This is a genomic window from Bradyrhizobium sp. McL0615 (assembly GCF_049993905.1).
Lineage (GTDB): Bacteria > Pseudomonadota > Alphaproteobacteria > Rhizobiales > Xanthobacteraceae > Bradyrhizobium.
This window is the reverse complement of sequence record NZ_CP188254.1, coordinates 486287-510609: the sequence shown is the minus strand read 5'-3', so window position 1 is coordinate 510609 and position 24323 is coordinate 486287. Positions and strand designations below refer to the sequence as shown.

Sequence of the window (24323 nt, the reverse complement as noted above, 5' to 3'; positions counted from 1 at the left end):
TCGCCTCTTAGGCTGCTTCGGCAGCCAGCTTCTTGCCCTTCTCGACGGCTTCCTCGATGGTGCCGACCATATAGAAGGCGGCTTCCGGCAGGTGATCGTACTTGCCTTCGCAGATCGCGCGGAAGCCCTTGATGGTGTCGGCGAGGTCGACGAACTTGCCGGGCGAGCCGGTGAAGACTTCGGCGACGTGGAACGGCTGCGACAGGAAGCGCTCGATCTTGCGGGCGCGGGCCACAGCGATCTTGTCCTCTTCGGACAATTCGTCCATGCCGAGAATGGCGATGATGTCCTGCAGCGACTTGTACTTCTGCAGCACCTGCTGGACCATGCGCGCGGTGTTGTAGTGATCCTCGCCGACGACCAGCGGGGAGAGCATGCGCGAGGTCGAGTCGAGCGGGTCCACCGCCGGATAGATGCCCTTTTCCGAGATCGCGCGGTTCAACACCGTGGTCGCGTCCAAATGTGCGAACGAGGTTGCGGGCGCCGGGTCGGTCAAGTCGTCGGCCGGCACGTAGATCGCCTGCACCGAGGTGATCGAACCCTTGTGCGTGGTGGTGATGCGCTCCTGCAGCGCGCCCATGTCGGTGGCGAGCGTCGGCTGATAACCCACGGCCGAAGGAATACGGCCCAGCAGCGCCGACACTTCGGAGCCGGCCTGGGTGAAGCGGAAGATGTTGTCGACGAAGAACAGCACGTCCTGGCCCTGATCGCGGAAGTGCTCGGCAACCGTAAGACCGGTGAGGCCGACGCGGGCGCGGGCGCCCGGGGGCTCGTTCATCTGGCCGAACACCAGCGCGCATTTCGATTTCACGCTCGGATCGGGATTCTTCGGATCGGCGTTGACCTTGGATTCGATGAACTCGTGATAGAGGTCGTTGCCTTCGCGGGTACGCTCGCCGACGCCGGCGAACACCGAGTAACCACCATGCGCCTTGGCGACGTTGTTGATCAGTTCCTGAATCAGCACGGTCTTGCCGACGCCGGCGCCGCCGAACAGGCCGATCTTGCCGCCCTTGGCGTAAGGCGCCAGCAGGTCGACGACCTTGATGCCGGTAACGAGAATTTCAGCTTCGGTGGACTGGTCGGTATAGGTCGGCGCTTCCTGATGGATCGCGCGCAGGCCTTCCGAAACCACCGGGCCGGCTTCATCGATCGGCTCGCCGATGACGTTGATGATGCGGCCGAGCGTACCGGCGCCGACCGGCACCATGATCGGGTTGCCGGTGTCGGTGACTTCCTGACCGCGGACCAGACCCTCGGTGGTGTCCATCGCGATGGTGCGCACCGTGGATTCGCCGAGATGCTGCGCCACTTCGAGCACCAGACGGTTGCCGCCGTTCTTGGTCTCGATCGCGTTCAGAATGGCGGGCAGATGTCCCTCGAACTGCACGTCGACGACGGCGCCGATGACCTGCGTGATGCGTCCGGTCTGGTTGGCTGGTGTGGCCATAAACTCTCTCCTTCGAATTCGTATCTAGAAACCGTCAGTTTGATCGTGCCTGTCGCCGTTACATCGCCTCGGCGCCGGAGATGATTTCAATCAGCTCCTTGGTGATCATGGCCTGACGGGTTCGGTTGTAAATCAGGGTCTGCTTGCGGATCATGTCGCCGGCGTTGCGGGTGGCGTTGTCCATCGCGCTCATCTGCGCGCCGTAGAACGAGGCGTTGTTTTCCAGGAGCGCGCGGAAGATCTGTACCGCGAGATTGCGCGGCAACAGGCGCGTCAGGATCTCGTCTTCCTCCGGCTCGTATTCGTAGGACGTGGCCGGGCCGGCATTCGCTGCCGGCGCTTCCACCACCAGCGGAATGATCTGCTGGGCGGTCGGGATCTGCGAGATCACGGATTTGAAGCGTGAATAGAACAGCGTGCAGACATCGAACTCGCCGGCCTCGAAGCGCGCCAGAACCTTCTTGGCGATATCCTCGGCATTGACGAAGCCGAGCTGGCGAACCGAGCGCAGGTCGAGGTGCTCGACGATGTTCTTCTCGAAGGTTCGGCGGAGCTGCTCGTAGCCCTTGCGACCGACGCAGAAAATCTTGACCTCTTTGCCCTGGTTGAGCAGCGAATACGCACGCTCGCGCGCCAGACGCACGATCGAGGAATTGAAGGCGCCGGACAGGCCACGTTCGCCGGTGCAGACCAGCAGCAGATGCACCTGATCGTTGCCGGTGCCGGCCAGCAGCGCCGGGGCGCCGGGCGAACCGGCTGCGGCGCTGGCGATATTGGAGATCACCGCGTCCATTTTCTCGGCATAGGGCCGCGCCGCTTCGGCAGCGGTCTGCGCACGGCGCAGCTTTGACGCGGCGACCATCTGCATCGCCTTGGTGATCTTCTGCGTCGCCTTGGTCGAGGCGATGCGGACCCGCATGTCTTTCAGTGAAGCCATTCTTAGTTCACCCCGGCGATCAGGCCCTCAAAGACCCGACCGCAAGCCACTCTTTTGGCCGGGCCCGGCCAATGCCGGGCCGCAACCGCAAATCATCAAGCAAACGCCTTGGCGTGACTTTCGACCACGCTCTTCAGCTTGCCGGCGAGATCGTCGGAGAGATCGCGGCTGTCACGAATGCCGTTGAGGATCTCGACGTTCTTGCCGCGCAACAGCGACAGCAGGCCGTCTTCGAAGGCGCGCACCTTGTTGAGCGGAAGCGCGTCGAGATAGCCGTTGGTGCCGGCCCAGATCACGCAGACCTGCTCTTCCATCTTCAGCGGCGAGAACTGCGGCTGCTTCAGGAGTTCGGTCAGACGCGAGCCGCGGTTGAGCAGGCGCTGCGTCGAGGCGTCGAGGTCGCTTCCGAACTGCGCGAACGCCGCCATTTCGCGGTACTGCGCCAGCTCACCCTTGATCTTGCCGGCGACCTTCTTCATCGCCTTGGTCTGCGCCGACGAACCGACGCGCGACACCGACAGACCGACGTTGACCGCCGGGCGGATGCCCTGGAAGAACAGGTCGGTTTCCAGGAAGATCTGGCCATCGGTAATCGAAATCACGTTGGTCGGGATGTAGGCCGACACGTCGTTGGCCTGGGTTTCGATGATCGGCAGCGCGGTCAGCGAACCCGATCCCTCGTCCTTGTTGAGCTTCGCGGCGCGCTCGAGCAGGCGCGAATGCAAATAGAACACGTCGCCCGGATAGGCTTCACGGCCCGGCGGACGGCGCAGCAACAGCGACATCTGGCGATAGGCGACGGCCTGCTTCGACAAATCGTCATAGATGATGACGGCGTGCATGCCGTTGTCGCGGAAGTACTCGCCCATGGTGCAGCCGGTGAACGGCGCGATGTACTGCATCGGCGCCGGATCGGAGGCGGTGGCGGCAACGATGATCGAGTATTCGAGCGCGCCCTGCTCTTCCAGCACCCTCACGAACTGGGCAACGGTCGAACGCTTCTGGCCGATCGCGACGTAGACGCAATACAGCTTGATGTTCTCGTCCGGCTGCGCGTTGAGCGGCTTCTGGTTCAAAATGGTGTCGAGCGCGATCGCGGTCTTGCCGGTCTGACGGTCGCCGATGATCAACTCGCGCTGGCCGCGGCCGACCGGGATCAGCGCATCGATCGCCTTGAGGCCGGTCGCCATCGGCTCGCTCACCGACTTGCGCGGAATGATGCCGGGCGCCTTGACGTCGACGCGCATACGCTTGTCGGCCTGGATCGGGCCCTTGCCGTCGATGGGATTGCCGAGCGCGTCGACCACGCGGCCGAGCAGGCCCTTGCCGACCGGCGTGTCCACGATGGCGCGGGTGCGCTTGACGGTCTGGCCTTCCTTGATCTCGCGGTCGGCGCCGAAGATCACGATACCGACGTTGTCGGTTTCGAGGTTCAGCGCCATGCCGCGCGTGCCATTCTCGAACTCGACCATTTCGCCGGCCTGGACGTTATCCAGACCATAGACGCGGGCGATACCGTCACCGACGGACAGCACCTGTCCGACTTCGGTAACCTCAGCCTCCTGGCCGAAATTCTTGATCTGGTCCTTGAGGATCGCGGAAATTTCCGCGGCGCGGATGTCCATCAGCCTGCCTCTTTCATCGCGTGCTTGATCGAATTGAGTTTGGTGCGAAGCGAACTATCCACCATGCGGCTGCCGAGCTTGACCACAAGGCCACCGATGATGGAGGGATCGACTTTCACGTTGAGCGCGACGTCCTTGCCCGTCACCGATTTCAGTGCGGTCTTCAGCGCGTCGAGATTCTTTTCATTGAGCTGTTCGGCGACGGTGACGTCGGCGGTCGCCTCGCCCTTGTACTTCGCCACCAGCGCGCGGAAGGCGCGGATCACGTCGGCGACTGCGAACAGCCGGCGGTTGGCGGTCAGGACTTTAAGGAACTTGGCGGAGGTGCCGGAAATTCCGGCCTTGTCGAGCACGGCATTGAGCGCCTTTGACTGCGAATCTGCCGAGAAAACCGGGCTGCGAACCAGGCGCTTCAGATCGGCGCTTTCGTTCAGCATGGCCTCGAAACTATCGAGATCGGCCTTCACTGCGTCGACGGATTTCTCGTCGCGCGCCAACTCGAACAAGGCCGTAGCATAACGACCGGACACTCCCGAAACGGACGGATCTTCAGCAGCCACAACTCGCTCTTTTCAGCTGTCAAACTCGCAAGGGAAAAACCGTCGCCACAAGTAGCGGCGCCTAGCGATCCAAGCCCTTGGAATTCAAGCGGGACTTCGATTTTCGACCGGCACGCGAGGTGCCGGGGTCGTTAAAATCGCGGCTTTGCTAACATAGCGAGCGCGCAGGTGCAACATGACCGCGCGTTCAGGCGATGCCTTGTCGCACGTCTATTTTCAGGTGCGGCAGAACGCTGTTTTGACCGAGATCAGCGCGCCCGAATTCCGGCCCACGACACCGGGCAGCGATCACACATTCCCATTGGGCGCATCCGTTCCTTTCGGATTTGCATGGCGGCCATGAGGCGGCAGCGCGGAACGACGGAGGCCAACCCGCTTCATTTGCCCATTACTTGCCTAAATCTTTTCGCATCGAAGGATGACTGTATTCGCAAGTAACAGTAAGTATTTAATAAGTTAAAAATCCGTTAATGCGCAAGATTACGGAATATCGTTTGATTAGTTGATCTCGGTAACAAGATATGTCAGCCGCCAACAATTAGGAACTACTGCCCAAATCATGCCTTATTGCCTTATCAAACGGCACCCACTGAACTGGGACGGGGGTTCCATTTGTCACTTATGTGGCAATACTATCTGAGGGACTAGTTTAATGCTGAATACCAATAAAGTGGTGTCGGGAACTCTGACCCGGTCGCGTACGGCCTTCGCCTTGATCGCCGCGACTCTCCTGGTCGGCGGCAGCATCTCCGAGGCTTCCGCCAAATCCAGGCACCACCGCCACCATTCCCATCACGCCAAGGCTCAGGCAGCCGGCGGCAGCTGGCTGGACGCCAATGCCTCGATCGGCTCACAGAGCTCCGGGCGCGGCTTCTCGGGAAGAGCCTCTTACTACGGCAATGAATCCGGCAGCCGCACCGCCTCCGGTCAGCGCTTCAACCAGAACGCCATGACCGCGGCCCACCGCTCGCTGCCGTTCGGCACCAAGCTCCGGGTGACCCATCGTGGCCAGAGCGTCGTCGTCACGATCAATGACCGTGGGCCCTTCATCAAGGGACGCGTGCTCGACCTGTCCACGGGTGCTGCCCGTGCCATCGGCCTGACCGGCGCCGGTGTCGGCCACGTCACCGCCGAGGTCGTCTCCTAAGCGCGCGTCACCGCGCCGTTTTCCGGTCCATCCGATCAAGTACGGTCGCGGAACTTTCCGCGGCAACAAAGGCCTGCCGTCGCAAATGACGGCAGGCCTTTTTGTTTCCCACCACTCCATCCACGTCATCGCGAGCGCAGCGAAGCAATCCATGCCTCAGCAAGCGGAAAGCTGGATTGCTTCGTGGAGCCTGTCATCGGGCGCGCATTCGCGCGACCCGTTGGCTCGCAATGACGCTGAAAGAGTTTGCCTTCGCTACAAAAAGCTCTGCGGATCGACATCGACTTCGAGCTTGAGGTTGCCCTTGGTCTTCGGCCCGGCGGCCAGCCATTCGCGCAGATATTCCGACAGATCGACATGGCGCAGCGACTTCACCAAGAGCCGGAACCGGTAGCGGCCCTTGATGACCGCAAGCGGCGCTTCGGCAGGCCCCAGCACCTGGATGCGCTCGTCGATCGGCGCGATCGCCGCAAGCCTTCGCGCAAAGCCTTCCGCGGTCGGCCGGTCGCCCGCGGAGATGATCAGGCTGGCGAGCCGGCCGAACGGCGGATAGCCGGCGCGTTCGCGCGCCTCGATCTCGCTGGCATAGAACGCCTCGCGATCGCTTGCGACCAGCGCCTTCATGACCGGATGTTCGGGCTGGAGGGTCTGCAGATAGCCGACGCCGCGGCCTTGCTCGCGCCCGGCGCGGCCGATCACCTGGTTGAGCAACTGGAACGTCCGCTCGGCGGCGCGCGGATCGCCATTGCCGAGGCCCAGATCCGCATCGACCACGCCAACCAGATTGAGCCGGGGAAAATTATGTCCCTTCGCCACCAGTTGCGTGCCGACGATGATGTCGACGCGGCCCTCCGCGATTTCGTTCAACTCGCTGCGCATGGTCTCGATCGAGGTGATGAGATCGCTCGACAGCACCATGGTGCGCGCATTCGGAAACAGCGCGGCTGCCTCCTCCTGCAAGCGTTCGACGCCGGGGCCGACCGCGACCAGCGTTTCCTCGGCCTGGCAATGCGGGCAGATGTTCGGCCGCGGCATCGAGAAGCCGCAATGGTGACAGACCAGCCGCTGGCGAAATCTGTGATCCACCAGCCAGGCGTCGCAGATGGTGCAGGCAAAGCGGTGGCCGCAGGCCCGGCATAGCGTCAGCGGCGCGTAGCCGCGGCGGTTGAGGAACAACAGCGCCTGTTCCCGCTTCTCGATCGCGAACTGAATCTGTTCGGCGAGCGGCGGCGAGATGAAGCGGCCCCGCGGCGGCGGGGCGCGGCGCAGATCGATCGCCTCGATATGCGGCATGTGCTGGCCGCCGAAGCGCGACGGCAGCGCGACGCGCTGATAGCGGCCCTTGCGCGCATTGACCTCGGTTTCGACCGATGGCGTAGCCGATGCCAGCACGATCGGAATTTTGGCGATATGCGCGCGCACCACCGCCATGTCGCGGGCGTGGTAATGCGCGCCGTCATCCTGCTTGTAGGCCTGGTCGTGCTCCTCATCGACGATGATGAGACCCAGATCTGCATAGGGCAGAAACAGCGCCGAGCGCGCCCCGACCACGACCGGCGCCTCGCCCGCCGATATCGCCGCCCAATTGCGCTGCCGCGTGCGCGGCGTCAGCTCGGAATGCCATTCCAAAGGACGCACGCCGAAGCGCTGGGCAAAACGGTCGAGGAATTGCCCGGTCAGCGCGATTTCCGGCATCAGGATCAGCGTCTGCTTTCGCCGCCGGACGACTTCCGCAATCGCCTCGAAATAGACTTCGGTCTTGCCCGAACCGGTGACGCCGTCGAGCAGCGCGACATGGAAAGAGCCGTTGGCCGCGAGTGCGCGCATCGCGTCCACCGCCGTGCGCTGCTGCGGAGAAAAGTCCGGCTGCGCGAAGGATGGATCGGGCGCGGGCGGCGCCAGCGGCGGCGGCATCGCCTCGACCGCAAGCGTGCCCTCATCAACCAGGCCGTCGACCACGCCGCCGCTGACGCCGGCTTCCCGCGCCGCTTCGGACTTGCCGTGAAGCAGGCCGTCCGACAGCACGTCGATCAGCCGCCGCCGTGCCGGCGTCAGACGCCGTGGCGGCTCGCCGACCAGCCGCACGCCGAGACGCATCCGCTCGGGCCCGAGATTTTCGCCCATCCGCAACGCCATGCGCAGCACCATGCCGCGCGCCGACAGGGTGTAGTTGGCAACCCAATCGACGAACGAGCGCAGTTCCTCTTTCAGCGGCGGTACGTCGAGCTTTTCGCCGACGTCTTTCAGGCGGTTGTGCAGGCGCGGATCGGGTTTGGCGTTCTCCGCCCACACCACCGCGACCACCTCGCGCGCGCCCAACGGCACGCAGACGACGTCGCCGGGCTTCAGCTCCATGCCGCGCGGTACCCGATAGGAATAGTTCTGATTGAGCGCGACCGGCACCAGCACGTCGACGACGCGGGTCGATGAGGCGGAGGAGGTGGCTTCGCTTGTGGCGTGGTCCATCGGGGAATCGGCTTGAGGTGTTTTGGGGCAAGGCTAGCGCCGTGCCGCCAAGTTAGCGAACGGTAAACGAAAGAGGTGCGATATAATGGATGGAATCACCGCCTCCAAGAACCGCCTCCAGGACAGGGCACATGGCAGGGCTCATGGCCAAGGAAGTTCCGGCACTGCAACCGATCGAGCTCGACTGTGCCGACGAGGGTCTTGCGCTGGAGATGGCGCGCTGGCTGACGCATCTGCGCGCCGAGCGGCGGCTCTCGCCAAAAACGCTCGAAGCCTATGCCCGCGACCTCCGCCAGTGCCTGACTTTCCTCAGCCAGCATTGGGCCAGGAAGGTCACGCTGAAAGGATTTGCGGCGCTGGAGGCCACCGACGTCAGGGCCTTCATGGCGATGCGCCGCGCCGACGAGATCGGCAGCCGTTCGCTGATGCGGGCGCTGGCGGGCTTGCGCTCGTTCGGGCGCTATCTTGAACGCGAGGGCAAAGGCAGGGTCGGCGCCCTGTCCGCCATCCGCGCGCCGAAGGTCGCAAAGAGCCTGCCGAAGCCGATCCAGATCGACGCCGCCAAGCGTTTTGCGGATGCCGACGAGCGTGCCGGCGAGGAGCGCGATCCCTGGATCTGGGCGCGCGACGCCGCCGTGATGGCGCTGCTCTATGGTTCGGGCCTGCGCATCTCCGAGGCGCTGGGCCTGAAACGGCGTGACGTGCCCAAGCCGGGCGAAGGCGACGTTCTCATCGTAACCGGCAAGGGCAACAAGACCCGGATGGTGCCGGTGCTGCAAAACGTGCTGGCGCTGATTGCCGATTACGTTGCGATGTGCCCGCATTCGCTGCCCCCGGCCGGACCGATTTTCGTCGGCGCGCGCGGCGGACCGCTGTCGCCGCGAATCATCCAGCTCACCATGGAGCGGCTGCGCGGCGCGCTCGGGTTACCTGACAGCGCCACGCCCCACGCACTGCGGCATTCCTTCGCGACCCACCTCCTCAGCCGCGGCGGCGATTTGCGCGCGATCCAGGAACTGCTCGGCCACGCCTCGCTCTCCACCACGCAGATCTACACCGGCATCGATGCCGAGCGGCTGCTCGAAGTGTACAAGAACGCGCACCCGCGCGGGTGAAATGCGTTAGTTGGCAAGATATTCAATCGCGTACACGTAGTTCGATCCGCGACCGACCTCCACGCGGACGACTGGCAGGAATTTCAGCCGGTCATAGACGGGCGTCGTCACCTTAACTGTGCGGCCAGCGATGTCGGCGACGTATTCGGAGTTGTGCCTCCCTCGCGTTCGCACGTTCTGAACGCGGCCTTCAAGCACGATCGGTGACTGAAAGAAGTCCTGGATCAGGATCGTGCCCATTACGACCGCAAGGGCGGCACCGCCGGGTACGGCTGCGCAGGCCTTCAATGTCGTTTTCGGAATCGACCGAAAGAAGTACCACTCTCGCAGTCCGAACCAGATCAGCCCGAGCCCAAGAATGAACAAGAACAGATAAAAGTCGACGACACCGACCAGCGAACCAGGGCCATAAGCAACCCACAGTATGACGCAAAGCGCAATGAAAGGCCCGATGATAGCGCCGATCCACCGCAACAGCACCGGATCGCGGACGGTGTTCAGCAGCACGGCGAAAAGAATGATGAGCGGCCAAAAGCATGCCGCGACGAAATCGGCGGTTGTCATATTGAAAGTTTAAAAGGAGTGACAAAAAAATCCCTTAAAGCAACCGTTCAAATGGCAGCCAGACGCTTGCTTTGAACTGGCTGTTCGGCAATCGTGGATTTGGACTTTACTGGAGAGGGGAAAGTATGAGCGCACATGAAAGCATGGAGCACGCAGAGCATGCCGAGCACGCTTCGGGCTCGAACAAGAAGATCGCGTTGCTGATCGCGGTGATCGCCTTGTTTCTGGCGTTGTCGGAGACGCTCGGCAAGGGCGCGCAGACCGAGGCCATCAGCAAGAACGTCGAGGCCTCCAACCTGTGGGCGTTCTTCCAGGCCAAGAGTATCCGCCGCACCGTGGTGCAGGCCACCGCCGAACACGCCAAGCTCAGCCTCGGCACCGTCGGCGATGATGCTTCGAAGGCGGCGCTGCAGAAGCAGATCGACGACTGGAACAAGACCGCGGCGCGCTATCGCTCAGAGCCGGAAACCGGCGAAGGTTCGGAAGAACTCGCCAAACGCGCCAAGCACGCCGAGCACGAGCGCGACGAGGCCACCGCGAAATACCATCACTACGAAATCGCCTCGGCCGCCTTCCAGATCGGCATCGTGCTGGCGTCCGCCACCATCATCACCGGCATGATCCTGCTGGCCTGGGTGTCAGGCATATTGGCGGCCGCAGGCATCGCGATTACCGCGCTTGGCCTCTACGCGCCGCATCTGCTGCATTTGCATTGAGGCTTCGGGGAGCCGTTAAAAATACACTCCCCGTCATGCCCCGCGAAGGCGGGGCATCCAGTACGCGGCGGCTTCTCGGTTCAATTATTGACGTCTCTGGAATACTGGGTCACCCGCCTTCGCGGGTGACGACAGAGCGGAAGCCTCACCTCGCCTCGTGCACGCTCTTGCGAAAGCGCTGGATCAGCCGCAGCGTCCGCGATGACCAGCCGTCGCCGTTGCCTCGCAGCATTTCCCTGATGCGCTGCTTGATCGGCTCGACCAGGGCGGCGGCCTTGGCGCGCATCGCCAGGATGAATTCATAGACCTTCTTGAACCACGCCATCTGCAGCAGCTTCTTGCGCGTCACGTCGAAGATGAATGCGGTGACGCCGACGCCGACGAATTTTCCGAGCACGATGACAAGGCAGGCGCTCAGCCAATATTCATTCGCCAGCAGCCAGAGGCCGACCAGCTTGAGCGGAAACAGCGGGATCACCGGCACCGCGAATACAATCAGCGTCATCGCCGGCGACAGCGTATCGACGCGCTCGGACAGCCATTGCTTGAAGGCGCGCAGCGGGATCAGCGCAACGATGCGCTCGACGATCGGTTCAAGATGATCCCACAGCCAGGCTTCGATCAGGAAGATGACCGCAAGCAGGACCCAGAACGGCTGTAACAGGCGTCGCATCATCTAAGTGATCTCTAGAGCGCAATGACGTCTATTGATTGGTCACTGCGCTCTATCTGTTTGTTTAAAGCATGATCTTTTCGAGTAATCGGATACCCGCTTCTTCAATCACACTCTACCCGGTATGTTCCGGATATGGATCACATATGGATGGCGCGTTTGCCGACCGCAAGCGCGGCTTCCTTGATGGCTTCCGAGCGAGTCGGGTGGGCGTGGCACGTGCGCGCCAGATCTTCGGCGGAGCCGCCAAATTCCATCAGAACGCAGGCTTCATGGATCATTTCGCCGGCTTCACGGCCGATGATGTGCACGCCGAGCACGCGGTCGGTCTTCGCATCTGCGAGAATCTTCACGAAACCGTCAGTGGTCTGGTTGACCTTGGAGCGGCCGTTCGCGGTGAACGGGAATTTACCCGAAGTGTAGGCGACGCCCGCCTGCTTCAGCTCTTCCTCGGTCTTGCCGACCGACGACACTTCCGGCGTGGTATACACGACGCCTGGAATAACATCGTAGTTCACGTGGCCCGCCTGGCCCGCGATAATTTCAGCGCAGGCGACGCCTTCGTCCTCGGCCTTGTGCGCAAGCATCGGTCCCGCCACCACGTCGCCGATCGCATAGACGCCCTTCACGGTGGTCGAGAAATGCGCGTCGATCTGCACGCGGCCGCGATTGTCGAGCGCGATGCCGGCCTCCTTGCAGCCGAGCCCTTCGGTGTAGGGTACGCGGCCGATGCAGACCAGGACCACGTCAGTCTCCAGCGTCTCAGCCGTTCCGCCTGCCGCCGGCTCGACGGTTGCCTTCAGCGTTTTTCCTGATGTGTCGACGGCAGTAACCTTGGCGCCGAGCTTGAACGCAAAGCCCTGCTTCTCGAGGATGCGCTGGAACTGCTTGGCGATCTCGCCATCCGTGCCGGGCAGGATGCGGTCGAGGAATTCGACGACGGTGACCTTCGCTCCCAGCCGGTGCCAGACCGAGCCGAGTTCGAGCCCGATCACGCCGGCGCCGATGATCAGGAGGTTCGACGGCACCTTGTCGAGCGATAACGCGCCGGTCGACGACACGACGCGCTTCTCGTCGATCTCGATGCCCTTCAGACGCGCGATATCGGAGCCGGTGGCGATGACGATGTTTTTGGTCTCGACCGTCTGCGCCTTGCCGTCGCTGCCCGTGACCTCGACCTTGCCGGCGCCGAGTATCTTACCCCTGCCGTTGATGACGTCGATCTTGTTCTTCTTCATCAGGAACTCGACGCCCTTGACGTTGCCGTCGATGCCCTGCTGCTTGAAGTTCATCATCGAGGGCAGATCGAGTTTCGGCACGGAAACGCTGACGCCCATCTTGGCAAAGGAGTGCCCGGCCTCCTCGAACATTTCGGAGGCATGCAGCAGCGCCTTCGACGGCATGCAGCCAACATTGAGGCAGGTGCCGCCGAGCGTCGAGCACTTCTCGATCACGGCGACCTTCATGCCGAGTTGCGCCGCGCGCACCGCGCAGACATATCCGCCCGGGCCGGTGCCGATGACGACGAGATCGTAGGAAGCCATGATGAAGTCCTGTCGCTGAGAAACGTGTCAGGTATTACCGCCCACCCGAGACATCAAGGATGGTGCTGGTGACGTAGGAAGCCTCGTCCGACATCAGCCAGACGATGGCGTTGGCGATTTCATCCGCGGTACCGACGCGCTTCATCGGCACCATGTGCGCCAGCCGATGCGCGCGGTCCGGCTCGCCGCCAGCGGCGTGGATTTCAGTATCGATGAGTCCGGGGCGAATTCCTGCGACGCGGATGCCCTCGCCCGCAACCTCATAGCCAAGACCGATGGTGAAGGAATCGATCGCGCCCTTGGAGGCGGCATAGTCGACATAGGTATTGGGTGCGCCGAGCCTGGCGGCGACCGAGGAGAGGTTGACGATGACGCCGCCCTTGCCGCCGTGCTTCGTCGACATGCGTTTCACCGCCTCCCGCGCGCACAAAATGCTGCCGGTGACATTGATCGCCATCACGCGCTGGATGCGCTCGGCCGACATCTCGTCGACGCGCACACCACTCTTGCCGACAATGCCGCCATTGTTGACGAGCGCCCCAAGCGTGCCGAACTTGTCGGCAGCCTCGAACAGCTTGAGAATATCGCCCTCCTCGGCGACATCGCATTTCACCGCGACGGCCTTGCCGTTCTTGCCCTCAATCAGCGAGACAACCTCGTCGGCCGCCGCCTTGTTGCTGGCGTAGCCGACCACGATGCGATAGCCGCGCGCGGCGGCGGCGAGCGCGGTAGCGCGGCCGATGCCGCGGCTGCCGCCAGTGATGATCGCAACCTTATCCGTCACATCGGCCCCCTCAAAATGGACGCTCGCGCCAAACCAACTGTCTCGATTTCGACCTTCAAGGCCGGATCCGCTCTTTCGTTCTTCGCTGCGACGCTACTGAGTCTTGTCCTCGAGAGCCGCCAACCGCTCCAGCACAGAGCTGTCGGTTAGACTCGCCAGATAGAACATTATGAAAGGAGTGGCGAATGGGATTAGGCACCACCTAGCGAAGCCGACGCCCTTACCCTTCCTGCGACTGATCGGAATCGCAAAGAGGAAGCAAATAAAAGTGACCAGCAAGAATGGCACCATAGAAATCAGCGCTTGCGAAAGCGATGGCTCCTCCATCAAGGCCTCCCTCAGAGATCCAGCACCAGCCGCGCCGGATCTTCCAGGCTCTCCTTGACGCGAACCAGGAAGGTCACCGCTTCCTTGCCGTCGATCACGCGGTGATCGTAGGACAGCGCCAGATACATCATCGGGCGGACCTCGATCTTGCCGCCGACCACCATCGGTCGCTCCTGGATCTTGTGCATGCCGAGAATGCCGGACTGCGGCGCGTTCAGGATCGGCGTCGACATCAGCGAGCCGTAGATGCCGCCATTGGTGATGGTGAAGGTGCCGCCCTGCATCTCGTCGATCTTGAGCTGGCCATCGCGGGCGCGGCGGCCGAAATCGGCGATCCCCTTTTCGATGTCGGAGATCGACTTGTGATCGCAGTCGCGCACCACGGGCACGACCAGGCCCTTGTCGGTGCCGACGGCGACGCCGATGTGGTAGTAGTTCTTGTAGATCAGGTCGGTCCCGTCGATCTCGGCATTAACGGCAGGGATATCCTTCAGCCCCTGCACGACGGCCTTGGTGAAGAAGCCCATGAAGCCGAGCTTCGAGCCATGCTTCTTCTCGAACACGTCCTTGTACTGCGCGCGCATCGCCATGATGTGGGTCATGTCGACCTCGTTGAAGGTCGTCAGCATCGCGGCGGTGTTCTGCACGTCCTTCAGCCGCCGCGCGATGGTCTGGCGCAGCCGCGTCATCTTCACGCGTTCTTCGCGCGCGGCGTCGTCGGCCGGCGAAGGCGCACGCACCTGCACCGAGGCAGCCGGCTGATTGACCGGGGTCGGCGCGGACGCCGCCTTCTCGATCGCGGCCAGCATGTCGCCCTTGGTGACGCGGCCGTCCTTGCCGGAACCGGGAACGGTCGCGGCATCGATTCCGCTCTCCGTGGAGAGTTTTCGAACCGACGGCGCCAGCGGCGCATCCGCTGCGACAGCCTTCGGCGCCGCGGCAGGCGCTGCGGCGGGCGCCGCAGCCGCCTTGGCAGGTGCGGCGGCGGGCTTCGGCGCGCTCGCGGCGCCACCTTCGTTGATCTGACCGAGCAGCGCGCCGACGGCGACGGTCTCGCCGTCCTTGGCCGCGATCTCGCCGAGCACGCCGGCGGAGGGCGCCGGCACTTCGATGGTGACCTTGTCGGTTTCGAGCTCGACCAGCGGCTCGTCCACCGCGACGGCGTCGCCGGCTTTCTTGAACCAGCGGCCGATGGTGGCTTCCGTCACGGATTCGCCGAGCGTCGGAACACGAATTTCAGTCATGATCTTTTTCCTCAATTGCTTCCACGGTCATCGTCCGCCTTGTACGCAATTGCGTACTGGGGCGGACGATCCAGTACTTCGAGACGCTCGTGATCTAAAAAATGAAAAGCCCGGCGTACTGGATGCCCCGCCGCTGTGCGCGATTGCGCACAAGGCGGGGCATGACGGATTCCTAGTTCAGCGCCTCATCCAGCAGCGCCTTGAGCTGCGCCAGATGCTTCGACATCAAACCGGTAGCGGTTGCCGCCGATGCCGCGCGGCCCGCGTAACGCGGACGCCGGTTCGGCGCATGGATCTGGTTCAGCACCCATTCGAGATAGGGCTCGATGAAGTGCCATGCGCCCATGTTACGGGGCTCTTCCTGGCACCAGACCACTTCGGCGTTTTTGAAGCGTCCGAGTTCCTGCACCAACGCCTTGAGCGGCACTGGATAGAGCTGCTCGACGCGCATGATGTAGATGTCGTCGATGTCGCGCTTCTCGCGCTCCTCGTAGACATCGTAATAGACCTTGCCCGAGCACAGCACGACGCGGCGGATCTTGTCGTCCGCCACCAGCTTGATCTTCTCGTCGGGCAGCATCTGGGCGTCATCGTACAGGATGCGGTGGAAGGTGGTGTCCGCCCCCAGTTCGTCGAGCCGCGAGACCGCGCGCTTGTGCCGCAACAGCGACTTCGGCGTCATCAGAATCAGCGGTTTACGGATTTCGCGATGCAGCTGGCGCCGCAGCACGTGGAAGTAATTCGCCGGCGTGGTCGGATACACCACCTGCATGTTGTCTTCGGCGCACATCTGCAGGAAACGCTCGAGCCGCGCCGAGGAATGCTCCGGCCCCTGCCCTTCATAGCCATGCGGCAGCAGGCAGACGAGGCCGGACATCCGCAGCCATTTGCGCTCGCCCGACGAGATGAACTGGTCGAACAGCACCTGGGCGCCGTTGGCGAAGTCGCCGAACTGCGCTTCCCACATCGCCAGCGCCTTCGGCTCGGCCAGCGAATAGCCGTACTCGAAGCCGAGCACAGCCTCTTCTGACAACAGCGAGTTGATGACCTCGTAATGGCCTTGGTCGTGACCGAGATGGTTGAACGGCGTGTAACGGCTCTCGTCTTCCTGGTCGATCAGCACCGAATGGCGCTGCGAAAACGTGCCGCGCTCGGAGTCCTGACCCGACAGCCGGACATGGCGGCCTTCCTGCAGCAGCGTGCAGAACGCCAGCGCCTCGCCGGTCGCCCAGTCGATACCGACGCCGTTGTCGATGGCCTTGAGACGGTTTTCCAGGAAACGCTGGATGGTGCGGTGAACCCTGAAACCATCAGGCACCTTGGTGATCTTGCGGCCGATATCCTTCAGGACGTTGACGTCGACGCCGGTGACGCCGCGGCGGGCTTCCTCTTCCTGATCGGCGGACTTGAAGCCCGCCCACTTGCCGTCGAGCCAGTCGGCCTTGTTGGGCTTGTAGCCGGAACCTGCCTCGAGCTCGGCATCGAGCCGCGCGCGCCAGTCGGCCTTGGCCTTCTCGACCTCGCCTTCGGTCATCACGCCGTCGGCGATCAGCCGCTTGGAATAGATCTCGACCGTACCGGGATGCGTTGCGATCTTCTTGTACATCACCGGCTGGGTGAACGCGGGCTCATCGCCCTCGTTATGGCCGTGGCGGCGGTAGCAGAACATGTCGATGACGACCGGCTTGTGGAACTTTTGCCGGAATTCGATCGCAACCTTGGCCGCGAACACCACGGCTTCCGGATCGTCGCCGTTCACGTGGAAGATCGGCGCGTCGATCATCTTCGCCACGTCGGACGGATAGGGCGAGGAGCGCGAATAGCGTGGATAGGTGGTGAAGCCGATCTGGTTGTTGACGATGAAATGCAGCGAGCCGCCGGTGCGGTAACCCTTCAGGTCGGACAAAGCGAAGCATTCGGCCACCACGCCCTGGCCGGCGAACGCCGCGTCGCCATGCATCAGCATCGGCAGCACGGAGATACGCATGTCCGGCGGGTCGCCATGCTGGTCCTGCTTGGCGCGCACCTTGCCGAGTACCACGGGATCGACGATTTCCAGATGCGACGGGTTGGCGGTCAGCGACAGGTGGATCCGGTTGTTGTCGAACTCGCGGTCGGACGACGCGCCGAGATGGTATTTGACGTCGCCGGAGCCTTCGACCGCGTCCGGGTTGGCCGAGCCGCCCTTGAATTCATGAAACAGCGCGCGGTGCGGCTTGCCCATCACCTGGGTCAGCACGTTGAGCCGGCCGCGATGCGGCATGCCCAAAACGATTTCCTTCACGCCGAGATTGCCGCCGCGCTTGATGATCTGCTCGAGCGCCGGGATCAACGATTCTGCGCCGTCGAGCCCGAAGCGCTTGGTGCCGGTGAACTTGAGGTCGCAGAATTTCTCAAAGCCTTCGGCCTCGATCAGCTTGTTGAGGATCGCGCGACGGCCCTCGCGCGTAAAACTGATTTCCTTGTCCGGACCCTCGATGCGCTCCTGTATCCAGGCCTTCTGCGCCGCGTTGGTGATGTGCATGAACTCGACGCCGAGCGTCTGGCAGTAGGTGCGCTCGCAGATCGCAACGATCTCGCGCAGCGAGCCGTATTCGAGGCCGAGCACGTGATCGAGGAAGATCTTGCGGTCGAAATCGGCGTCGCTGAAGCCGTAGGTGCGCGGATCCAGCTCTTCGCGATCGCGCTGCGCCTCGATGCCCAGCGGATCGAGCTTGGCGAAGAAATGACCGCGGATGCGATAGGCGCGGATCAGCATCAGGGCGCGGACCGAATCGCGCGTCGCCTGGTTGATGTCGGCGGTCGACAGTTCGGCGGCGCCCTTGACCTGCGCCTTGGCGGCGAGCTTGGCGCCGACCGCCTTCTCGACGGTGGCCCAGTTGCCGTCCAGCGCCGAGGTCAGGTCGTCGCGCGGGGTGGGCGGCCAGTTGTCGCGGCCCCAGGAGGGACCCTCGGCGTTCTTCTGGACGTCGGCCGGGGTGTCTTTCAGGCTCTTGAAGAATTCCTGCCACTCGGCGTCGACCGACGCGGGGTCCTGCTCGTAGCGGGCGTAGAGATCGTCGATGTAGGTGGCGTTGGTGCCCTGCAAAAATGAAGAGAGGGCAAATGCTGCATTCGCGTCCTGGCGAGACATGATGGCGTCCTGGTAATTTTCGCTTTGCGCGTGGAAAACGGCGCTTTAGCCGGTCCGGAAGCCCGAACCAGCTCGGTAAAGCACCTTTACCCTATTTAGGACGGATATTCCCGCCTAAAAGAACCAAGGACTGAATTAAGACTTCAACTTTTCGGCAAGGGTGTGGCCGAGCCGGGCGGGCGACGGAGAGACCGTAATTCCGGCCGCTTCCATGGCCGCGGTCTTGGATCCGGCGTCGCCCTTACCGCCGGAGATGATCGCGCCGGCATGACCCATGCGGCGGCCGGGAGGGGCGGTGACGCCGGCGATGAAGCCGACCATCGGCTTCTTGCGGCCGCGCTTGGCCTCGTCCTTGATGAACTGGGCGGCGTCTTCCTCGGCGGAGCCGCCGATTTCGCCGATCATGATGATCGAGGTGGTCTTCGGGTCGGCCAGGAACATCTCCAGCACATCGATGAATTCAGTACCCTTGACCGGGTCGCCGCCGATGCCGACCGCGGTGGTCTGGCCGAGGCCCTCCTGGGTGGTCTGGAACACGGCCTCATAGGTCAGCGTGCCCGAGCGGGAGACGATGCCGACGCTGCCGGGCTTGAAGATGTTGGCCGGCATGATGCCGATCTTGCACTCGCCCGCAGTCATCACGCCGGGGCAGTTCGGCCCGATCAGCCGCGACTTCGAACCCGACAACGAACGCTTCACGCGCACCATGTCGAGCACCGGAATGCCCTCGGTGATGCAAACGATCAGCGGGATCTCCGCGTCGATCGCTTCGCAGATCGCGTCGGCCGCACCCGGCGGCGGGACGTAGATGACGCTGGCATCAGCGCCTGTCTTCCCGCGCGCTTCGGCGACAGTGTCGAACACAGGCAGGCCGAGATGGGTCGAGCCGCCCTTACCCGGCGAGGTGCCGCCGACCATCTTGGTGCCGTAAGCGATCGCGGCTTCCGAATGGAACGTGCCGTTCTTGCCGGTGAATCCCTGGCAGATGACTTTGGTATTCTTGTCGATCAGAACGGACATGGTTGAGGACGCTTTCGTAGGTGACCGGGAACGATGGGTTTAGTGAATCCGCCGGTAGACGCCGGTGAGCACGTCGGCCCACCCTTCGGCATCGGGTGAAAACTGGATCTTCATGGTGTAGTTGTCGTCGTCGACGACTTCGTAGACGTGGCGCGCGTTCCCGCGCAGCGAGCCGCGCACGAGAATTAGCGTCTTGCCGCTCCAGCCGCCGGAGGCCGGCGCCGGCGAATAGTAGCCGAGCGAATCGTGCCAGAACAATTTGTAGGTCCGGTCGTCGCGGTCGTAGGTGAACACGCCGTGGGTGGCGAAGGTTTCCTTGCCGTCGCGCATCTGGCGGGTGTCCTGGATCAGGTAGAAGCCGTTGAGATCCATCCGCGCCACCACATGCGAGGTCGCCGGACCGCCGGCGGTCCAGCGCGACGGATAGACCATTTCCTCGCCGGTCCACTCGCCCGCAAAGACCGCGAGCTTGCGGTGTTCTTCCAGCGCAGTCGGTGCGGCGAGATGGTCAGCCATCGCTAGCCTCCCTTGACGGCTTTCACGATTTTCTGTGCGGCATCGTCGAGATTGTCGGCCGGCACCACGTTGAGGCCGGAGTCGCGGATGATCTTCTTGCCGGCGTCGACATTGGTGCCTTCGAGCCGCACCACCAGCGGCACTTTCAGGCCGACTTCCTTGACGGCGGCGACCACGCCCTCGGCGATGATATCGCACTTCATGATGCCGCCGAAGATGTTGACCAAGATGCCCTTCACGTTGGGATCGGCGGTGATGATCTTGAAGGCCGCCGCCACCTTCTCCTTGCTGGCGCCGCCGCCGACGTCGAGGAAGTTGGCGGGCTCCATGCCATAGAGCTTGATGATGTCCATGGTCGCCATGGCAAGGCCGGCGCCGTTGACCATGCAGCCGATGGTGCCGTCGAGCGTGACGTAATTGAGATCGTATTTCGACGCCTCGATTTCCTTGGCGTCTTCCTCGGTCTCGTCGCGCAGCGCGGCGACCTCGGGATGGCGGTACATGGCGTTGTCGTCGAACGACACCTTGGCGTCGAGCACGCGCAACAGGCCCTGCTTGGTGACAACAAGCGGATTGATTTCCAGCATCGCCATGTCCTTGGCGACGAAGGCGTTATAGAGCTGCGCCACCAGCTTCTCGGCCTGCTTGGCGAGATCGCCGGAGAGATTGAGTGCCTTGGCCACCGTGCGGCCGTGATGGCCCATGATGCCGGTCGCCGGATCGACCGAGAAGGTCACGATCTTTTCCGGGTTGTTGTGCGCGACTTCCTCGATGTTGACGCCGCCTTCGGTCGAGACCACGAACGACACTTCGGAAGTTTCGCGGTCGACCAGGATCGAGAGATAGAACTCCTTGTCGATGTCGGAGCCTTCCTCGATGTAGAGACGGTTGACCTGCTTGCCGTGCGCGCCGGTCTGGATCGTGACCAGCGTCGCGCCCAGCATCTGCTTGGCGAACTCGTTGACCTCGGTGACGGATTTGGCGATGCGGACGCCGCCCTTGTCGCCGGCGGAGGCTTCCTTGAATTTGCCCTTGCCGCGGCCGCCGGCATGGATCTGGCTCTTTACCACCCAGATCGGGCCGGGAAGCGTCTTGGCGGCGGCATCCGAATCCGAGGCCTTCAAGACCGGCACACCGCGCGAAATCGGCACGCCGAATTCATGCAGCAGAGCCTTGGCCTGGTATTCATGGATATTCATCTGGACGCTCCCCAAAACCCGATGCGGCGAGTTCTACAGTTCACCTACACTGGTAGTTGGCATACCATATACCAATCGAACTGCAACCCGAAAATGCCCTCCGCCCGTTTCCGGGCGGAAAGCCGAGTAAAATCAACGCCCGAGCAGGTCGGGCGCGATCTTTTTGCAGGCGTCGACCAGGCCCTGGACCGCGCCGACCGACTTGTCGAAGGCTTCGCGATCCTTGCCGGCCAGTTCGATCTCAACGATACGCTCGACCCCCTTCGAGCCGATGACAACCGGCACGCCGACATACATGTCCTTCACGCCGTATTCGCCGTTGAGATAGGCGGCGCAGGGCAGCACGCGCTTCTTGTCCTTGAGATAGCTCTCCGCCATCGCGATCGCGGAAGCGGCCGGGGCGTAGAACGCCGAACCGGTCTTGAGCAGGTTGACGATCTCGGCGCCGCCGTTTCGGGTCCGGTCGACGATCTCGTCGATGCGCGCCTGCGAGGTCCAGCCCATCTTGACCAGATCAGGCAGCGGAATGCCGGCGACGGTGGAATAGCGGGTCAACGGCACCATGGTGTCGCCGTGGCCGCCGAGCACGAAAGCGGTGACGTCTTCGACCGAGACGTTGAATTCATCGGCCAGGAAGTAACGGAACCGCGAGGAGTCGAGCACGCCGGCCATGCCGACCACCTTCTTGTGCGGCATGCCGGAAGCCTTCTGCAGCGCCCACACCATCGCATCCAGCGGGTTGGTGATGCAGATGACGAAGGCGTCGGGGGCGTACTTCTTGATGCCGGCGCCGACCTGCTCCATGACCTTGAGATTGATGCTCAGGAGATCGTCGCGGCTCATGCCGGGCTTTCGCGGCACGCCGGCGGTGACGATGCAGACCTTGGCGCCATCGAGCGCGTCGTAGGAATTGGCGCCGGTGAGGTTGGAGTCGAAACCGTCGACCGGGGACGACTGCGCGATATCGAGCGCTTTACCCTGGGGAACGCCTTCCGCGATGTCGAACATCACGACGTCGCCAAGCTCCTTCAGGCCGATGAGGTGAGCCAGCGTTCCGCCGATCTGACCGGAGCCAATCAAAGCAATCTTGTCGCGCGCCATGGGAAATTTATCCTTCTGAGACGAAGTGAGGGGTGTGGATAAGGAAGTTGGATGGCTGGTTATCCCTTTCGATTGAACGGTTCAAGCCGGGGCATGCCCGATTCTCGGTCCTGCCTCGATTTCCATCAGGTATGCCAGGAAACCGCCCTCCCACCCGTCGTCATTGCGAGGAGCGGAGCGACGAAGCAATCCATCTTTCCCCGCGCGGAGAGGCGGATTGCTTCGCTTCGCTCGCAATAACGGCGGAACGACGGTGGCGAAAGTCCTACGTCTCCACCAAACCCGTACTCGACCCGCTCGCCGCGGAATCCTTCCGGCCATGCGGCAGCGCCAGGTAGGATTCCGAGCTCATTTCGATCAGCCGCGACGAGGTCCGCTTGAACTCGTTGGCCTCATTGCCCTCGGTCGCCAGATACAGCGACACCGGATCGGCCTCGGCCGAGGCCATCAGCTTCACGGCATTGTCGTAGAGCGTATCGATCAGCGAGATGAAACGCTTGGCGGCGTTGCGCTCGGGGTAATCCATGACTGGAATGCGGTCGATCAGGATGGTGTGATAGTCGTGCGCCAACCGCAAATAGTCCGACGCGGCCAGCGGCTTCTCGCAGATATCGGCAAATGAAAATCGCGCCACGCCGTGCGCCGAGCACGGCACATGCAGCTTGCGGCCCTTGATAGCGATGTCGCGCGACTTGCACGGCGCGTTGCCGGTCATCCTGCCCCAGGCGCGGTTGAGGACGAATTCGGCTTCCGGATCGTTCGTCAGCCACATCTTCACGCCGGCGAGCTTTTCCAGGCGGAAATCGGTGCGCGCATCGAGCCGCAGCACATCCATGCGATCTGCGATATGCGTGATGAAGGGCAGGAACAGCGCGCGGTTGAGGCCGCCCTTGTAGAGGTCTTCGGGCGCGACGTTCGAGGTCGCCACCACCACCGTGCCGAGTTCGAACAGTTTTGAGAACAGCCGCCCGAGGATCATCGCATCGGCGATGTCGGTGACATGGAATTCGTCGAAGCACAGCAGCCACGCCTCGTCAAAGATGGCGTTGGCCGTCAGCTCGATCACGTCGCCGTCTGCGATTTCTCCGCGCGCGATGTTCTGGCGATAGGCGTAGATCTTCTCATGCGCCTCGGCCATGAATTCGTGGAAATGGGCGCGGCGCTTGTGCTGGACCGGCGAGTGCTGAAAGAACAGATCCATCAGCATGGTCTTGCCGCGACCGACCTCACCGTGAATGTAAAGCCCGCGTGGCGGCGCCTCGCTCTTGTCGCCGAAGAGACGGCCGAGCAGGCTGAGCTTGCGCGCCGGCTTGTAGCTGGCGAGTCGCTCTTCGAGCGCTGCGAACGCCACGGCGGCATCGGCCTGCGCCGGATCGGCCTCGATGGCGCCGGAGGAAACCAGCGCCTGATATTGCGCGTGGAACGAGGTGGGGTCGGTCGACAGCATGGCCCCCTTTCGGCCTCAGCGCGCCGAAAATTGCAAGCCGCTAATTAGGTCTGGAGGTATGCAAGCACAATCTGCCACGTCAGCGAAAGCGGGCATCCAGCACGCCGTAGCCCGTCAGCTCTAACTCGGGCGTCTCTGGTATACTGGATCATCCGCTTTCGCGGATGATGACAACGGTGGACGTGACCCGCACCAACCCTCACGCACTCAGCGCGTAGGAATCCTCGACCACATAAGGTCCGCCACCGGTAGAAGCGCGGGATGAGAACAGCACGAAGCGCGAGGCCATGAATGTTCGGCTCGGGAAGTAGCCGCGCACCGAAAGATAATCCGCGACATCCTGGCTTGAAGCATCATGCAGCCGCGCCAGCGTCACGTGTGGCGTGAATTTGCGGCCCTCGGGATCGAGCCCGAGCCGCTGCATCAGCCGCTCAAGCTCGGCCTGCAGCTCGATCAGCGGCCGGCATGGCTCGACGGAAGCGACCACCGCGCGCGGTTTCTTGCCGCCAAAACTCTGCAGGCCCTGCACCTTGACCTCGAACGGCTTGCGGTTGACCCGAAACAGCATCGAGGCGATTTCATTCGCCGACATGCCGTCGATATCGCCGATGAAGCGCAAGGTGACGTGGTAGTTTTCGGGATCGATCCAGCGGGCGCCGGGAAGGCCGCCACGCAAATTGGAAAGGCTCTGGCCGATCTCGGCCGGGATTTCCAGTCCAGCAAACAAACGCGGCATCGCAAAATCCTCGATGCGA

Annotated in this window: 20 protein-coding genes; 3 read left to right on the top strand and 17 right to left on the bottom strand. The window is 62.8% G+C overall.

From position 1 onward, the window contains the following. Window positions 1-7: 7 nt before the first annotated feature. The 4 genes from atpD to ACPPVP_RS02370 all read right to left on the bottom strand — a co-directional run bounded on the left by atpD (window position 8) and on the right by ACPPVP_RS02370 (window position 4572). Window positions 8-1450, bottom strand: coding sequence for a F0F1 ATP synthase subunit beta (atpD, locus tag ACPPVP_RS02385; RefSeq protein ID WP_426530944.1), 1443 nt, complete (start codon window positions 1448-1450; stop codon window positions 8-10). 58 nt (window positions 1451-1508) lie between these two features. Beyond that, on the bottom strand, window positions 1509-2387 hold the full coding sequence (locus ACPPVP_RS02380) for a F0F1 ATP synthase subunit gamma (RefSeq protein ID WP_426530942.1): 879 nt from the start codon (window positions 2385-2387) through the stop codon (window positions 1509-1511). 95 nt (window positions 2388-2482) lie between these two features. Then, window positions 2483-4012, bottom strand: coding sequence for a F0F1 ATP synthase subunit alpha (atpA, locus tag ACPPVP_RS02375; protein WP_426530940.1), 1530 nt, complete (start codon window positions 4010-4012; stop codon window positions 2483-2485). After that, the gene (locus tag ACPPVP_RS02370) at window positions 4012-4572 is read right to left on the bottom strand and encodes a F0F1 ATP synthase subunit delta (protein ID WP_426530938.1); all 561 of its coding nucleotides are present in this window, start codon (window positions 4570-4572) and stop codon (window positions 4012-4014) included. Before ACPPVP_RS02370 ends, atpA begins: the two co-directional genes overlap by 1 nt. Before the next feature lie 652 nt (window positions 4573-5224). Here ACPPVP_RS02370 and ACPPVP_RS02365 point away from each other — a divergent pair. Beyond that, window positions 5225-5719: a septal ring lytic transglycosylase RlpA family protein gene (locus ACPPVP_RS02365; RefSeq protein WP_426530936.1), complete on the top strand. Its 495-nt coding sequence runs from the start codon at window positions 5225-5227 to the stop codon at window positions 5717-5719. A gap of 255 nt (window positions 5720-5974) precedes the next feature. On the opposite strand, the gene ACPPVP_RS02360 is transcribed toward ACPPVP_RS02365, so the two are convergent. Continuing rightward, entirely contained in the window at window positions 5975-8185 is a 2211-nt protein-coding gene (locus ACPPVP_RS02360; RefSeq protein ID WP_426530935.1) for a primosomal protein N', read from the bottom strand. Window positions 8186-8328: 143 nt separating this feature from the next. Here ACPPVP_RS02360 and ACPPVP_RS02355 point away from each other — a divergent pair, with 143 nt between their 5' ends. Further along, window positions 8329-9300: a tyrosine recombinase XerC gene (locus ACPPVP_RS02355; protein WP_426538401.1), complete on the top strand. Its 972-nt coding sequence runs from the start codon at window positions 8329-8331 to the stop codon at window positions 9298-9300. 6 nt (window positions 9301-9306) lie between these two features. Here ACPPVP_RS02355 and ACPPVP_RS02350 read toward each other — a convergent pair whose 3' ends face one another. Next, window positions 9307-9864 carry a hypothetical protein gene (locus tag ACPPVP_RS02350; protein WP_426530934.1) on the bottom strand — a complete coding sequence of 186 codons (558 nt, stop codon included), beginning with the start codon at window positions 9862-9864 and terminating at the stop codon, window positions 9307-9309. A gap of 125 nt (window positions 9865-9989) precedes the next feature. Between ACPPVP_RS02350 and ACPPVP_RS02345 the strand changes: the two genes are divergently transcribed. Next, complete coding sequence (locus ACPPVP_RS02345; protein WP_426530932.1) at window positions 9990-10580, top strand: DUF4337 domain-containing protein; 591 nt, start codon at window positions 9990-9992, stop codon at window positions 10578-10580. Window positions 10581-10725: 145 nt separating this feature from the next. Here the strand turns inward: ACPPVP_RS02345 and ACPPVP_RS02340 are convergent, their stop codons facing one another. The 11 genes from ACPPVP_RS02340 to thpR all read right to left on the bottom strand — a co-directional run bounded on the left by ACPPVP_RS02340 (window position 10726) and on the right by thpR (window position 24304). Next, window positions 10726-11256 (bottom strand): hypothetical protein, encoded by a 531-nt coding sequence (locus ACPPVP_RS02340; RefSeq protein WP_426530930.1) that lies wholly within the window; start codon window positions 11254-11256, stop codon window positions 10726-10728. A 137-nt stretch (window positions 11257-11393) separates the two neighbouring features. Beyond that, window positions 11394-12797 (bottom strand): dihydrolipoyl dehydrogenase, encoded by a 1404-nt coding sequence (gene lpdA / locus ACPPVP_RS02335; RefSeq protein ID WP_426530928.1) that lies wholly within the window; start codon window positions 12795-12797, stop codon window positions 11394-11396. Window positions 12798-12831: 34 nt separating this feature from the next. After that, complete coding sequence (locus tag ACPPVP_RS02330; protein ID WP_426530926.1) at window positions 12832-13581, bottom strand: SDR family oxidoreductase; 750 nt, start codon at window positions 13579-13581, stop codon at window positions 12832-12834. A gap of 338 nt (window positions 13582-13919) precedes the next feature. Next, complete coding sequence (odhB, locus tag ACPPVP_RS02325) at window positions 13920-15152, bottom strand: 2-oxoglutarate dehydrogenase complex dihydrolipoyllysine-residue succinyltransferase (protein WP_426530924.1); 1233 nt, start codon at window positions 15150-15152, stop codon at window positions 13920-13922. A gap of 172 nt (window positions 15153-15324) precedes the next feature. Then, window positions 15325-18285 carry a 2-oxoglutarate dehydrogenase E1 component gene (locus ACPPVP_RS02320; protein ID WP_426530922.1) on the bottom strand — a complete coding sequence of 987 codons (2961 nt, stop codon included), beginning with the start codon at window positions 18283-18285 and terminating at the stop codon, window positions 15325-15327. Window positions 18286-18420: 135 nt separating this feature from the next. Next, window positions 18421-19305: a succinate--CoA ligase subunit alpha gene (gene sucD / locus ACPPVP_RS02315; RefSeq protein ID WP_426530920.1), complete on the bottom strand. Its 885-nt coding sequence runs from the start codon at window positions 19303-19305 to the stop codon at window positions 18421-18423. Window positions 19306-19344: 39 nt separating this feature from the next. Next, window positions 19345-19821 (bottom strand): DUF1579 family protein, encoded by a 477-nt coding sequence (locus tag ACPPVP_RS02310; protein WP_426530918.1) that lies wholly within the window; start codon window positions 19819-19821, stop codon window positions 19345-19347. 2 nt (window positions 19822-19823) lie between these two features. Continuing rightward, window positions 19824-21020: an ADP-forming succinate--CoA ligase subunit beta gene (gene sucC, locus ACPPVP_RS02305; protein WP_426530916.1), complete on the bottom strand. Its 1197-nt coding sequence runs from the start codon at window positions 21018-21020 to the stop codon at window positions 19824-19826. Between the two features lie 132 nt (window positions 21021-21152). Beyond that, a complete protein-coding gene (gene mdh, locus ACPPVP_RS02300) occupies window positions 21153-22121 on the bottom strand; it encodes a malate dehydrogenase (protein WP_426530914.1) in 969 nt (322 codons plus the stop codon). 265 nt (window positions 22122-22386) lie between these two features. Next, complete coding sequence (gene zapE / locus ACPPVP_RS02295; protein WP_426530912.1) at window positions 22387-23568, bottom strand: cell division protein ZapE; 1182 nt, start codon at window positions 23566-23568, stop codon at window positions 22387-22389. A 199-nt stretch (window positions 23569-23767) separates the two neighbouring features. Then, a complete protein-coding gene (thpR, locus tag ACPPVP_RS02290; protein ID WP_426530910.1) occupies window positions 23768-24304 on the bottom strand; it encodes an RNA 2',3'-cyclic phosphodiesterase in 537 nt (178 codons plus the stop codon). Between the last annotated feature and the right edge of the window lie 19 nt (window positions 24305-24323).